The sequence below is a fragment of the Sphingomonas psychrolutea genome, from assembly GCF_014636175.1.
GTDB lineage: Bacteria > Pseudomonadota > Alphaproteobacteria > Sphingomonadales > Sphingomonadaceae > Sphingomonas > Sphingomonas psychrolutea.
The window spans coordinates 1-12,451 of sequence record NZ_BMDW01000021.1 but is presented as its reverse complement, the minus strand read 5'-3'; the positions used below and the strand labels follow the sequence as shown (position 1 = coordinate 12,451).

Below are 12,451 nucleotides of genomic sequence, written 5' to 3'. Positions count from 1 at the left end.
CAGATGATAAACCCGGCGGCCGTGCGCAGGCGCGGCGGCGTTACGGCCATTAGCTCAAATTGGCCTTACCGCTATCCAGGGCAGTACCGCCCAGATTGGCCTGTGCTTCAACAGCAGCGGCAAACGCGGTGATCTCCGGCTTAACCCACGAATCCTTGGCGGAGACGGTGGACACACCCTGAGCGGCTTGGTCGTTGACAGTCATGATGGTACTCCCTGGGTCGTCTCGAAAACGTTTGATTTCTATATTGGCACTCGCCTTCAATTACAATGCCGCAGTTGCGAAAAGGTTGCGTCAGGCGATGCACGCGATTTCGGTGAATTCGCTGCCCACGGGATAACCGGTGACCTCAATCTCGCCGGCGTTCAGCCACGCATGCGCCTCTAGCGAGAGCGCGGCGCCCGGCGCGGTGCCGAAATGCATGATGCTGAAAATGCCGCGCTTTCGAAGCATTCGATGCGCCGCCATCGCTTGCGGCAAGCACACCGCCTTGAACGGAACGGTGCGCGCGGCAACCGTCACGGCCCAGCCGATTTTGCGAGCTATCTCCATATCTTGTTCGGTGGGTGGGGCGTGGCTCGCTTTGGCGTTGGCCTGTTGCGGTGCCATAAAGCCGCCCAACCGGCGCGCAATCCGCGGAAACGGTATGGTGCGAATCGCAATCCGCGCCGCGGCCAGTCCGACGGCCGCTTCAGCCAGCAAGGCGTGATCCTGTATCCCGACCTGCCCGAGCCGCCGGGCGCGGTGGCGCAGCCGCCGCCAGGCCGTGCGTAACCGCTGCTTCACTGCGTTTTGCCCGCGATAGTGACGGATTTGTCACTGCCCACGATGTGACGCCCGAGCCGCGCGATTCGGCTGATCAGCCACGCCGGGACGCGCACCAGCGGATAGAACGGGTAGAGCGCTGGTGGGAGTTTGCTGCCATACATTTCGCTTTGCATATACAGCACTGAGCGCAGGATCTGCCATTGGTAGCGCACGCCCCGCCCGAGCAGCGGTTGCATCGCCAACGACAACATTCGACCATAACCCCAGCCGTCAATCTCGGTCGCGCCATCGCGCACCGCCATCAATTGATACGCGCCCGCAACCAGCATCCGCACCCGCCGCGATCGTCCGATCGTTTCGGCAAGCGTGATCGGCAGCGGCAATGCGAACAAGTCGTGCATCATCAGCATCGCCTGTTCAGACGCGACCCCGGCCCCCAGCGACACCGCGCGATCATGCCACATCGAAAGCGCAAGCGGACCGGCGGAGGCGACCAACGCGTTGAGATCGGCCAGCGATTTCATGCGCGACCAGCCATCGTTCGCACCGTGCAGGACGAGATAGCTGTACAGATCGGCGGGCGCGAAGGTCGGGGCGCTCAACGCTGTGCCAAGCATGACGGTTTGCGTCGGCGAACGTGCGGTGAGCGTCGGCAGCAGCCGGGCATTGGTAAACAGTCGCCAGTGCAGTTCGATTTGCAAATGGGGCGCGCCGCGCATCATGCCAACATCCTTGCCATAGCGGGGCAGGACGGCGCGCTGTGCCGCGTTCAAGCCGTGAGCGGGTTGCGTGATGCGGTAGGTCTCGGCCTCGAGCAGCGCCAGTACCGGCGCGACATGCTCCGGCAGGATCAGCAAGTCGATATCCTTGCTGTGCTTGAACCCGACCGAGCCATAAGCGAGCGCGCCAAGCACGACCCCCTTCACCGCCAGCACCGGATAGCCGGCGGCAGCAATCAGTCCGGTGAGGCGCGCGGTATCGGCTGCGGCAATCAGATTATTATGGACGACGCGCCTTGCCTGCCGCGCGAGCGGGGTCGCGATCGCCTCCGGCGCTGCGATCCCGGCAGCTTTCAATCCTGCCTCGACAAGCCCCCAAACGCGCTGCCGCACGACGACGCGCGCGAAGCGTTCCCAGTCGATTCCGGCCGCCACCGCGGTTTGCACCGCCGCGTCGCGCGCAGGGGAGGGCGGCCAACGGCAGCAGGCGGCGGCAAGCCGCAATTCGGGATCGGCGGGTGCGGTCACGGCCCCCCGGTTAGGGATTTCGACGGTGCATGGGAAGACCTTGCCGAGCGCGGGAAGGGTGGTGCCGGTTGCAGGAATCGAACCCGCGACATCCAGTTTACAAAACTGGCGCTCTACCAACTGAGCTAAACCGGCCCGGTCGCGCTCAATGCGTCAGGATATGCCGAAGGTCCAGCCCTCAGTACGCGCAATGTGCGGGGTTAGCGCTGGCGGGTGCCATAATTCGGCGCGGACGGCGTTGGCGCGGAGCCAGGCGGCGGTCAGAATCGCATCGGTTGCGTGGTCGGTATAGCGCGCAAGCGGGGCGTGGGGCTGGCTGCCGAGTTCGGTGAGCGCTGCATCGAGCGTGTCCGCATCGCGCAGTTTGCTCAGGCCCTTGCGCAGACCGGCAGCGCGCGCGGCGATCGTGGTGTAGATCTCGACGACGCACGCCCCTGATTTTGGTGCGGCATCGAACGGCCAGACCGGGACATCATGGCCGAGATGGTGGAGCAGGCGCATCCCGGCAAAGCTCGCTTTGGCGACCTGCGCCGCGCCGATCGCGTCATAGACGGTCGAGGGTTTGCCGAAACCGGCGGCGTTGGCGTGCGCTTCGCACCGTCGGAAATGCAGGAAATCGGCTTTGGTCCCGTCGACCGCGCCGAGATAGAAATGCGTGCCACGCCGCGCCTCCAGAAACGACGCCGCGCCGAGATCGGCATCGGGGGTGCGGGCGTCGAGATAGGCCCAGAAGGCGCGCGCCGTGTCGGGCGTCGCCTCGCCCGGAAGATAGCTCCCGCGCAACACGTGCGGCGGGGCGAAGCTGAAATCGAACCCGACCAGCAGCGGTTCGTTGGCGCGCGCGCGTAGCCAGCGCAGGATTTCGCCGCGCGACCAGATCTTGTGGGGCGGCTCGATGAGTGTAGGCGCGTGGTCTCCCGCCTCGCATACCGCCAGCGCAATCCCCGGATGCCGCGCGCCCTTCGCGCCGGACCAGTCGATCGCGGCGAAGCGGGTGAAATGGGCCGGTGGCAAGGGTCTCGTCACGCCTTTTTGCGCGATTTGGAGGGTTTGCGCGCCGCCGCCTGATCGCGTGCGCGTTCGATCATCGCGTGAACGCGGTCGGGGTCGGTGCTGGCATAGCGCACGAGCAGGCCCGGCCAGCCTTCATAATGCGAGGTTTGCCAGAAGGTGTCGGGGTCGGATTCCAGCAGCATCTCTTTTGTGTCGAAATCGATCGACAGGACGAACGACCCCGGCTCGCGCGACATTGACAGGAAGGCGCGCCCGTTCGACGCGACCTTGATCGCCGGGCCACCATAATGCGTCGCGACGACGGTGTCGGGCAGGGTCAGCGCGAACGCGACGACGTCGTCCCAGTCTTTCATGCGCCGCCCTTCAAGCTCGCCCACCACGCCATGCGCTCGGCGATGCGCTTCTCCATTCCGCGCTCGGTTGGGGCGTAGAAGGTCTGCGGCTCCATTTCGGCGGGCCAATAGTTCGCGCCGGAAAAGCCGTGTTCGGTGTCGGGGTCATAGGCGTACCCCTTGCCGTAACCGATGTCCTTCATCAGCTTGGTCGGCGCGTTGAGGATGTTTTCGGGCGGCATCAGCGATCCCGTTTCTCGCGCCGATTTCCAGGCGGCCTTCTGCGCCTTGTAGGCAGCGTTCGATTTGGGCGCGGTGGCGAGATAGAGGCATGCTTGCGCGAGCGCGAGTTCGCCCTCGGGGCTGCCGAGGAAATCATAGGCGTCCTTGGCGGCGAGGCATTGGACGAGGGCGTTGGGATCGGCGAGGCCGATATCCTCGCTCGCCATGCGCACCATCCGGCGCAGCAAGAAAAGCGGTTCCTCGCCCGCAGTGAGCATCCGCGCGAGATAATAGAGGGCGGCTTGCGGGTCCGATCCGCGCACCGCTTTATGCAGCGCGCTGATGAGGTTGTAATGCCCCTCGCGGTCCTTGTCATACACCGCGACGCGACGTTGCAGGAAAGCGGAGAGGCCGGCCGGGTCGAGCGGCTCGGGTAGGTTCACCGCGAACAACGTTTCGGCCTGGTTGAGCAGGAAGCGGCCGTCGCCATCGGCGCTGGCGATGATCGCGTCGCGCGCCGCCGGTGTGAGGGGGAGGGGGCGTCCCTCGGTCGCCTCGGCGCGGTCGAGCAACTGGCCCAAAGCGGCGTGGTCAAGCCGGTGCAGGATCAGCACTTGCGCGCGGCTGAGCACGGCGGCGTTGAGTTCGAAGCTCGGGTTCTCGGTCGTCGCGCCGACGAGCGTCACGGTGCCATCCTCGACATAGGGCAGAAAACCGTCCTGCTGCGCGCGGTTGAAGCGGTGAATCTCGTCTACGAACAGCAAGGTGCGCTTGCCGATTTTGGCGAAATCGCGCGCCTCGGCGAAGGCTTTTTTGAGGTCAGCGACGCCCGAGAACACCGCCGAGATCGCCATGAAGCGTAAGCCCACCGCATCGGCGAGCAAACGCGCGATCGTCGTCTTGCCCGTGCCCGGCGGGCCCCACAAAATCATCGACGACAGCCTTCCTGCCGCGACCATCCGCCCGATCGCGCCTTCGGGGCCGGTGATGTGATCCTGCCCGACGACCTCCGCCAGCGTGCGGGGGCGCAGTCGATCGGCGAGCGGCGCGGTCTCGCTCGGCTGGTCGGGAGCTGGGGGATCGAAGGTGGCGAAGAGATCGGGCATTCGAATGAGATAGGAGGTGCGGTGCCGTGGGGCCAGTCCATAGCCCGTGGCCACCACCCCGGCGAACGCCGGGGCCCAGTAGCGCGACTTCGGATTGGAAGGGCTGCGCTGGATTATCTCGGCCGTCTCAACTGGGCCCCGGCCTTCGCCGGGGTGGACGCACGCTCTTAAAATAGTCAAAAGATATATCTTGAATGGCTCCACGAAAGATATATCTTAGCGCCATCGTGTTATAAGAAAGGAACGATATGTTTGTATTTGTAGAACGTGGGCGTGGTGGCTGCCATCCGGGCCGGTTGGGCATGATGCGCGGCGGTTTCCGCTCGCACGGCTTTGGTCGCGGGCGTGACGGAGAAGGCCGTGATGGCGGGGGCCGGGGCGACGGCCGGGGCGGCCCGCGCGGGCGGCGGATGTTCGACAGCGGCGAGCTTCGGCTCGTGCTGCTCAAGCTGATCGCCGACGAACCGCGCCACGGCTATGACCTCATCCGTCAAGTCGAGGAGCTGACCGGCGGTGCGTACGCGCCGAGCCCGGGCGTCGTTTATCCGACGCTCACGCTGCTCGACGATATGGGGCTGATCGAGGCGCGTCAGGCCGAAGGTGCGAAGAAGCTGTTCGCGGTGACCGACGCAGGCACGGCGCATCTCTCCGAACAGGCCGAACTCGTCGCAGCGTTGATGGCACGGCTCTCCGATGTCGGGGCCGAACGCGCCCGCACCGACAGCGCGTCGGTCCGCCGCGCGATGGGCAATTTGCGCGAAGTGCTGATCCACCGGCTGCGGCAGGATGAGGTGGCGAAGGACACGCTGCACGCGATCGTCGCGCTGATCGACGAAGCGGCGCAGAAGATCGAGCGGCTGTAACGCTGATGGGTAATCGGGCGGCGCTTATTCCGCCGTGTCGGCGCGCCGCTCGATCACCCGCAGATACGTATCGAGCACCACCTGGTTGATCCGGTCCCACTGATACGTCGCGGCTTCGGCATGGCCTGCTGCGCCTGCCGCAATGCGAAACGCATCGTCCTCGCAAAAGCGTTGCAGTGCGTCGGCATAGCCCGAAATATCGGTTGGCGGGACGATCAATCCGGTCACCCCGTCGTCGATCAGTCCGACCGCACCGCTCGCGCGCGCCGCGACGACGGGGACGCCCGCCGCCATCGCCTCGAGCGTGACGTTGCCGAAGGTTTCGGTCAGGCTCGGGTTGAAGAACACGTCCATCGAGGCGACCGCGCGGCCGAGATCATCGCCGGTCAGGAACCCCGCGAAGACCGCATCGGGCACTTGCTGAGCGAACCAGTCCTTGGCCGGGCCTTCGCCGACGACGAAGGTGCGATGCTTCACCCCGCGCGCGTCGAGCGCGCGGATCGCCTGCGCGAACACGTCGAGGCCCTTCTCCTTGACCAATCGCCCAAGGAATCCGACCAGAATTTCGTCATCGCCGATCCCGAGGCTGCGCCGCCACGCCAGGTCGCGTCGTCCGGGGTTGAAACGCGCATGGTTCACCCCGCGTGACCAGCGCGTGACCGGCGTCGGCACGCCCCAGTCCCGCAAAATCTCGCCCATCATCTGGCTGGGGGCGAGCACTTCGTCGACCCGGCTGTAAAAACGCTTCTGAATGCCGATCAGCAGCGGGACCAGGAAATTCAGGCCGTAATACTGCATATAGGTCTCGAACCGCGTATGGTACGAGGCGACACTGGCGATACCGTGCGCCTCGGCATAGTTGAGCGCCTTGTGGCCGAGCCGGTCGGGGGCCGAGACATGGATCATGTTGGGCGCGAACGCATCGAGATCGCGGCGCACACGGTGCCCCATGCCGCGCGTCAGCTTATATTCGCCGCGCAGCGGGATCTTGAGCGATGGTGCGCTGACCAGGTCGCCGGTCGGCGGGAAAGCGGGCGTGCGGCTGGTCGGCGCATAGATCCGCACCTTCACGCCGCGGCTGAGCAAATGCCCGACGAGGAGGTTGAGGGTCTGGTTCGCGCCGTCACGCGTGTAATTATAGTTACCGCTGAAAAGTGCCACGCGGAGGTCAGAAGCTTGCATCGGGGGCGACATAGCGAAGCGGAAGGGCTGTGACCATCTCCCGCAACTTTTGTCTTGCCGGCACTCGCCGGGGTCGAGGTTTTCGTCTGCCCCTCCCGCCTTCGCGGGAGGGGCAGGGGAGGGTCTTCTTTTTTTCGATTGTTCTCCCTTCGTTCTCGCTTTACGATCTTCGCATGTACCCCGTCCGCCGCCAGATCAGCCCCCACGCCGCGCGCCTCCGCTGCGAGCGGACCGATGTTGAGAATTCTGTTTGGCAAGCGCTCAGGAACCGCCAATGCGCTGGGTTCAAGTTCCGGTTTCAAGCGACGATCGGTCGGTTCGTGGTCGATTTTTGCTGTGTCGAAGCGCGGTTGATCGTCGAACTCGACGGAGGCCAGCATAGCGCGGCGACGGATGCGGTGCGGACGCGATTTTCCGGAGGCGCTTGGATATCGCGTGCTTCGGTTCTGGAATACAGACGTCGTCGAGAATCAGGACGGCGTGTTGGAGGCAATTCGCCTCGCGCTTGCGGCTCGTGTCGCAGAAAAGAAGAAGCCCCTCACCCAACCCTCTCCCGCGAATGCGGGAGAGGGCTAAGAAACTAGGCCGCCGCACATGGCAAAACCCCAAAAACGTTACGTCTGCCAATCCTGCGGATCGGTGTCGCACCGGTGGGCGGGGCAGTGTGCTGACTGTTCGGAATGGAACACGCTGGTCGAGGAGGCCGGCGCGACCGTCACGCCGTTTCAGGCCAAGCATAACCTTCAGTCCGGCGGGCGGACGATGCAATTGGTCGGGCTCGACGCCGAGATCAGTCTGCCCGAGCGGATGCCGTCGGGCATCGCCGAGTTCGATCGCGCCTTGGGCGGCGGGTTCGTCGAAGGCTCGGCGACGCTGATCGGTGGCGATCCGGGGATCGGCAAGTCGACCTTGCTGTTGCAGGCTGCCGCCAAGATGGCGCTCGCCGGGCTACCGGTCGCCTATGTCTCGGGCGAGGAAGCGGCCGATCAGGTGCGGCTGCGCGCGCGGCGGCTCGGGCTGGGGCATGCGCCGGTGATGCTCGCGGCGGCGACGTCGACGCGCGATATTCTGACGACGCTGGGCAAGGGGACGCCGCCTGCCTTGCTCGTGATCGATTCGATCCAGACGATGCACAGCGATCTGATCGAGGGCGCCCCCGGCACCGTCAGCCAGGTCCGCGCATCGGCGCAGGAACTGATCCGCTTCGCCAAAGAACGCGGCACGGCGGTGGTGCTGGTCGGGCACGTCACCAAGGATGGCAGCATCGCGGGGCCGCGCGTGCTCGAACATATGGTCGATACGGTGCTGAGCTTCGAGGGCGAGCGCAGCCACCAATATCGCATCCTGCGCGCGATCAAGAATCGCTTCGGTGGCACCGACGAGATCGGCGTGTTCGCGATGGTGACGGAAGGTTTGGCCGAAGTTTCAAACCCTTCCGCGCTGTTCCTGACGCAGCGTGAGGAAGGTGTGACGGGAACGACGGTGTTCCCCGCGCTGGAGGGGACGCGGCCGGTGCTGGTCGAAATTCAGGCGCTGGTGGTGCGGCTGGCGAGTGGCGCGACTCCCCGGCGCGCGGTCGTTGGCTGGGACAGCGGGCGGCTCGCGATGGTGCTGGCGGTGCTCGAGGCGCGCTGCGGCCTCAGCTTCTCGTCGAGCGAAGTCTATCTCAATATCGCGGGCGGATACCGCGTGCAGGACCCCGCCGCCGATCTTGCCGTGGCGGCGGCGCTGGTGTCGGCGCTGTCGGAGCGACCGGTCGCAGCCGACGCGGTGGTATTCGGCGAACTTGCGCTTTCCGGGGAAATTCGCCCGGTTGCGCATGGCGCGTTGCGGCTGAAGGAAGCGGGCAAATTGGGGTTCGAGCGCGCACTGGTCCCGGCGGCCGTCGCCGACGACAAAAGCGGGCTGACGCTGACCGGGTTCAAAACGCTCGGCGGCTTCGTCGAACATATGTTGGGGCGGTGACGATGCGCACGCGGCTGAGCGTGTGCCGCCGCAAGCGGGTGTTTGCGAGTGAGGAGGAGGCGCGGGGGGCGGTCTTCGGGGAGGCGGTGTTGCTGCCGTATCGCTGTGATCGGTGCGGGCACGTCCATTTGACCAGCCGCACGAAGGGGAAGCGCGTGTAGTTGCGCCACCCCGGCGAAAGCCGGGGCCCAGTTGCGTAGGTTTATTGAGTGAGGGCTGCGTTCCCCCACTAGCCGCTCTCAACTGGGCCCCGGCCTCCGCCGGGGTGGAAAGGGGGTGAAAGGAAACGGGGGTGCGACGTTAGCGCGTGGCAACCCCGGCGAAAACCCGTACTCGACCTCGCCGTCCCACTCGCATAAGACGCGCGCCCATGAACCTTACCGCGCTCGACATCCTCGTTCTGCTTGCCGTCGGTGGCGCGGCGACGCTTGGCATCATGCGGGGCTTCGTGACCGAAGTGCTGTCGCTGTTCGCGTGGGTTGGGATCGTGTTCGCGCTGAAGCTGTTCCACGTGCCGCTGACGCACGCGCTGACCGGCGTCGTCGGCACGACCACCGGTGCTGCGGTGCTCGCCTTCGCGATCCTGTCAGGGGGCACCTATTTCGGCGGACGGATGGTCGCCAATGCGATTGGGTCGCGCACGCGCGATTCGGTCCTCGGCCCGGTCGATCGGGCGCTCGGCTTCGGGTTCGGGGCGCTGAAAGGGCTGATCCTCGTAAGCCTCGCTTTCCTGCTCGTCGTGCTGATGACCGATACGGTGCGCGGTGGCCCGACGCACCGGCCCGAATGGCTGACCGCGGCGCGGGTCTATCCGCTGCTCAACGAAACCAGCGCCGCGATCGCCGATTTCGTTGACCGCCGCCGCAAGGGCGAGCCGGTGTTCGGGAAAGCAGACACTGCGCGTGATTTGGGGAATATGAGCGAGGCGTCTTCTTCCTCCCGTCCCTGAAAGGCAGGGGCTGGGGGTGGGTCGGCCCGATATCAAGCGCTGTGGTTGCCCCATACCCACCCACCCCCGACCCCTCCCTTGCAGGGAGGGGAGATCAAGCATGGGGTGACGAACCGCCGTCAGGCCCCTACATCGGCCCCTATGAACGCGCCGCTCTACAACACCGAGATTCTCCGCCTCGCCGCGACGATCCCGCATCATGCGCGGTTGCCCGATGCGATGGGCACCGCCGATAAGCGCTCGCCGATTTGCGGCAGCCGGGTGACGGTGGACGTCAACACCGATGCGGCGGGCCACGTGACCGACTTCGGGCTGATGGTCCGGGCGTGCGCGCTCGGACAAGCATCATCGTCGCTCTTGGGCGCGGCGGTCATCGGCAAAACCCCCGTCGAGATCGCGGACGCGCGCGATCAGCTTACGGCGTGGCTGGCCGGCACCGGGCCATTGCCCGATTGGCCCGGTTTCGTGCTGTTCACCCCCGCTTTGCCGCACAGCGCGCGGCATGCCTCGATTCGGCTCGCGTTCGAGGCGGCCGCCGAAGCGGCTGCGCTGGCCGCTGCAAAGCTTCCGGCATGAGCGAATCGTTGCTGCGCGACGGCGTCGTCCTGGGGGGCTTCGCGCTCGTCTTCGTGCTGATCTTCCGGCGGTTCGGTCTGGGGGCGACGCTCGGTTATCTCGTCGCGGGCGCGGTGGTCGGGCCGCACGTGCTGCGGCTGGTCGGCGATGCCGAATCGATGATCGGCGTGGCCGAACTCGGCATTACCCTGCTGCTGTTCATCGTCGGGCTTGAGCTCAACCCGACGCGGCTGTGGGCGCTGAAGAAAGAAATCTTCGGGCTCGGCCTGCTTCAGGTGATCGCTTGCGGCATTGCCGTGACGGGACTTGTCTACCTCGCGACGCGGTCGACTCCCGCGGCGGCGCTGGTGCTGGGGTTGCCGCTTGCGCTGTCCTCGACCGCGCAGGTGCTGCCGATGCTGCAATCGGCCGGGCGGCTGCGGACGCCGTTTGGCGAGCGCGCTTTCTCGATCCTGTTGTTCCAGGATCTGTCGATCGTGCCGCTGATCACGCTGGTCGCGGTGCTGTCGCGCAATCCCGCCGATGCGGGTGGTCCGCCGGGCTGGCTGTTGTTCCTCTATACGGTCGGCGCGATTGGCGGGCTGGTGCTGGCGGGGCGCTTCCTGCTGCGCCCGTTGTTCCGCATCATCGGCAATCTCGGCGAGCGCGAGATGTTCGTGTTTGCCGCGCTCTTCACCGTCATCGCGGCGGCGGCGGTGATGGAGGCGCTCGGCCTCTCGACCGCGCTCGGCGCGTTCGTCGCGGGGGTGATGCTCGCCGACAGCCCGTACCGGCATGAGCTCGAGGCCGATGTCGAGCCGTTCCGCTCGATCCTGCTCGGCCTGTTTTTTGTCGCGGTCGGGATGATGCTCGATCTGGGCGCGATCGCCGAACGGCCGTTGTTCGTGATCGGCATGGCGCTCGCGCTGATCGCGACCAAGGCGGTGATCATTTTCGGCATCGGCATGGCGTTCAAGATGACGTGGCGCAGCGCGCTCGCGCTCGGACTGTTGCTGAGCCAGGGCGGCGAGTTCGGCTTCGTATTGTTCGCGCAAGCACAGCGCGCGATGTTGATCGAGCCAGAAGCCGCCAGCCTGTTCGGCGCGATCGTGACGTTGTCGATGGTGACGACGCCGTTCCTGATGATGATCACACAGCGCATCCGCGAGGAGCCGATCAAGCAGGGTGACCGCGAGGGGCCGAAGGCCGATGGATCGAATGCGCTGATCGTCGGCTATGGCCGCTTTGGCCAAACCGTCGCGCAAATGCTGATCGCGCAGGGCGTGCCGGTGACGCTGATCGATACCGATATCGAGATGATCGACGTGGCGAGCGAGTTCGGTGCGAAAGTCTATTATGGCGACGGCACGCGGATGGATTTGCTGCGGCAGGCGGGTGCTGGCGAGGCGGAATTGATTATGTTCTGCATGGACGGCGATCAGCTCTCGCCCGAGCTGATCGAGGGCGTGCATGAGGCGTTCCCGCAGGCCTCGATCTTCGTGCGCGCTTATGATCGGCGCGCGGTGATCAAGCTGAAGGGCGCACCGCTCGACGGGGTGGTGCGCGAAGTGCTCGAATCGGCGGTGAAAATGGCGCGGATGGCACTCAAGAGCCTTGGCGTCGAGGACATGGAAATCGATCGCACCGAAGACTTGTACCGCGGCCGCGACAAGGAACGGCTGCGCGCGCAAGTCGAGGCGGGCGACATTCGCGCGGCGCGCAATGTGATGATTACGCAAGCCGAGCGCGAGGGTTCGTTGAACGATCGCCCGGCGGAGGAGCAGGCGGGATGAACTGGATCGCGATCCTGGCGGCGCTGTCGGGCGCGGTGGCGGTGGGTGCCGGCGCGTTCGGGGCGCACGGCGCGCCGAGCAAGGAAGCGGCGGAATGGCTGCGGACCGGCGCGCAATACCAGCTGATCCACGCGGTCGCGGCACTGGTGGCGCTGCGGATGGAGGCGCGCGGGGCGGGCTGGCTGTTCGTCGTCGGCGGCGCGATTTTCGCGGTCACGCTCTACCTGATGGCGCTCGGCGCACCGCGCTGGTTCGGGGCGATCACGCCGATCGGTGGGGCGATGCTGATTGCGGGGTGGCTTTGGCTGGCGTGGACGGCGCGGGGGTAGGAGGGGGTTTGCTGACGGCTGCTTTCGCCCAGAGCACGAAGCCGCTGCGCGGCAGTGGAGTTTGCGGTGAGGTAGCGCGCGTGCGCTGAGGTTTGGTCCCGCGGAGGCGGTGGCGGACGATGGAG

14 protein-coding genes, 1 tRNA gene and 1 pseudogene are annotated in these 12,451 nt (G+C 65.9%); 8 read left to right on the top strand and 8 right to left on the bottom strand.

What is annotated here, in order from left to right; genetic code table 11:
• Positions 1-49 precede the first annotated feature (49 nt).
• The 7 genes from IEV62_RS14620 to IEV62_RS14590 form a co-directional block, all read right to left on the bottom strand.
• On the bottom strand, positions 50-205 hold the full coding sequence (locus tag IEV62_RS14620; protein WP_188448771.1) for a hypothetical protein: 156 nt from the start codon (positions 203-205) through the stop codon (positions 50-52).
• 90 nt (positions 206-295) lie between these two features.
• Entirely contained in the window at positions 296-787 is a 492-nt protein-coding gene (locus IEV62_RS14615) for a lasso peptide biosynthesis B2 protein (protein ID WP_188448769.1), read from the bottom strand.
• A complete protein-coding gene (locus tag IEV62_RS14610; protein WP_188448767.1) occupies positions 784-2,016 on the bottom strand; it encodes a nucleotidyltransferase domain-containing protein in 1,233 nt (410 codons plus the stop codon). Before IEV62_RS14610 ends, IEV62_RS14615 begins: the two co-directional genes overlap by 4 nt.
• Positions 2,017-2,075: 59 nt before the next feature.
• Positions 2,076-2,151: transfer RNA gene (locus tag IEV62_RS14605), tRNA-Thr, on the bottom strand.
• 18 nt (positions 2,152-2,169) lie between these two features.
• The gene (locus tag IEV62_RS14600; protein ID WP_188448894.1) at positions 2,170-3,030 is read right to left on the bottom strand and encodes a hypothetical protein; all 861 of its coding nucleotides are present in this window, start codon (positions 3,028-3,030) and stop codon (positions 2,170-2,172) included.
• Between the two features lie 8 nt (positions 3,031-3,038).
• Positions 3,039-3,383, bottom strand: coding sequence for an MmcQ/YjbR family DNA-binding protein (locus IEV62_RS14595; RefSeq protein WP_188448765.1), 345 nt, complete (start codon positions 3,381-3,383; stop codon positions 3,039-3,041).
• The gene (locus tag IEV62_RS14590) at positions 3,380-4,690 is read right to left on the bottom strand and encodes a replication-associated recombination protein A (protein ID WP_188448763.1); all 1,311 of its coding nucleotides are present in this window, start codon (positions 4,688-4,690) and stop codon (positions 3,380-3,382) included. Before IEV62_RS14590 ends, IEV62_RS14595 begins: the two co-directional genes overlap by 4 nt.
• Positions 4,691-4,938: 248 nt before the next feature.
• Here IEV62_RS14590 and IEV62_RS14585 point away from each other — a divergent pair, with 248 nt between their 5' ends.
• The gene (locus IEV62_RS14585; protein ID WP_373868598.1) at positions 4,939-5,553 is read left to right on the top strand and encodes a PadR family transcriptional regulator; all 615 of its coding nucleotides are present in this window, start codon (positions 4,939-4,941) and stop codon (positions 5,551-5,553) included.
• 24 nt (positions 5,554-5,577) lie between these two features.
• Here the strand turns inward: IEV62_RS14585 and IEV62_RS14580 are convergent, their stop codons facing one another.
• Positions 5,578-6,735: a glycosyltransferase family 4 protein gene (locus IEV62_RS14580; protein ID WP_188448761.1), complete on the bottom strand. Its 1,158-nt coding sequence runs from the start codon at positions 6,733-6,735 to the stop codon at positions 5,578-5,580.
• 173 nt (positions 6,736-6,908) lie between these two features.
• Here IEV62_RS14580 and IEV62_RS18265 point away from each other — a divergent pair.
• The 7 genes and pseudogenes from IEV62_RS18265 to IEV62_RS14550 form a co-directional block, all read left to right on the top strand.
• Positions 6,909-7,088 (top strand): annotated as a pseudogene (locus tag IEV62_RS18265) (DUF559 domain-containing protein); the annotation flags it as partial.
• A 40-nt stretch (positions 7,089-7,128) separates the two neighbouring features.
• Positions 7,129-7,311, top strand: a complete 183-nt coding sequence (locus tag IEV62_RS18260) for a DUF559 domain-containing protein (RefSeq protein ID WP_229733202.1) — start codon at positions 7,129-7,131, stop codon at positions 7,309-7,311.
• 18 nt (positions 7,312-7,329) lie between these two features.
• Positions 7,330-8,700, top strand: a complete 1,371-nt coding sequence (gene radA / locus IEV62_RS14570; RefSeq protein WP_188448759.1) for a DNA repair protein RadA — start codon at positions 7,330-7,332, stop codon at positions 8,698-8,700.
• Between the two features lie 370 nt (positions 8,701-9,070).
• Complete coding sequence (locus IEV62_RS14565) at positions 9,071-9,649, top strand: CvpA family protein (protein ID WP_188448757.1); 579 nt, start codon at positions 9,071-9,073, stop codon at positions 9,647-9,649.
• 141 nt (positions 9,650-9,790) lie between these two features.
• Entirely contained in the window at positions 9,791-10,225 is a 435-nt protein-coding gene (locus IEV62_RS14560) for an iron-sulfur cluster assembly scaffold protein (RefSeq protein WP_188448755.1), read from the top strand.
• Complete coding sequence (locus tag IEV62_RS14555) at positions 10,222-11,997, top strand: cation:proton antiporter domain-containing protein (RefSeq protein WP_188448753.1); 1,776 nt, start codon at positions 10,222-10,224, stop codon at positions 11,995-11,997. The genes IEV62_RS14560 and IEV62_RS14555 overlap by 4 nt, the downstream gene beginning before the upstream one ends.
• On the top strand, positions 11,994-12,326 hold the full coding sequence (locus tag IEV62_RS14550) for a DUF423 domain-containing protein (protein ID WP_188448751.1): 333 nt from the start codon (positions 11,994-11,996) through the stop codon (positions 12,324-12,326). The genes IEV62_RS14555 and IEV62_RS14550 overlap by 4 nt, the downstream gene beginning before the upstream one ends.
• Positions 12,327-12,451 lie beyond the last annotated feature (125 nt).

Coding starts and splice junctions, on each gene's coding strand:
- IEV62_RS14555 (WP_188448753.1), top strand. CDS start 10,222: ATGAGCGAATCGTTGCTGCGCGACGGCGTCGTCCTGGGGGGCTTCGCG.
- IEV62_RS14550 (WP_188448751.1), top strand. CDS start 11,994: ATGAACTGGATCGCGATCCTGGCGGCGCTGTCGGGCGCGGTGGCGGTG.
- IEV62_RS14560 (WP_188448755.1), top strand. CDS start 9,791: ATGAACGCGCCGCTCTACAACACCGAGATTCTCCGCCTCGCCGCGACG.
- IEV62_RS14580 (WP_188448761.1), bottom strand. CDS start 6,735: ATGCAAGCTTCTGACCTCCGCGTGGCACTTTTCAGCGGTAACTATAAT.
- IEV62_RS14590 (WP_188448763.1), bottom strand. CDS start 4,690: ATGCCCGATCTCTTCGCCACCTTCGATCCCCCAGCTCCCGACCAGCCG.
- IEV62_RS18260 (WP_229733202.1), top strand. CDS start 7,129: ATGCGGTGCGGACGCGATTTTCCGGAGGCGCTTGGATATCGCGTGCTT.
- IEV62_RS14585 (WP_373868598.1), top strand. CDS start 4,939: ATGTTTGTATTTGTAGAACGTGGGCGTGGTGGCTGCCATCCGGGCCGG.
- IEV62_RS14620 (WP_188448771.1), bottom strand. CDS start 205: ATGACTGTCAACGACCAAGCCGCTCAGGGTGTGTCCACCGTCTCCGCC.
- IEV62_RS14565 (WP_188448757.1), top strand. CDS start 9,071: ATGAACCTTACCGCGCTCGACATCCTCGTTCTGCTTGCCGTCGGTGGC.
- radA (WP_188448759.1), top strand. CDS start 7,330: ATGGCAAAACCCCAAAAACGTTACGTCTGCCAATCCTGCGGATCGGTG.
- IEV62_RS14595 (WP_188448765.1), bottom strand. CDS start 3,383: ATGAAAGACTGGGACGACGTCGTCGCGTTCGCGCTGACCCTGCCCGAC.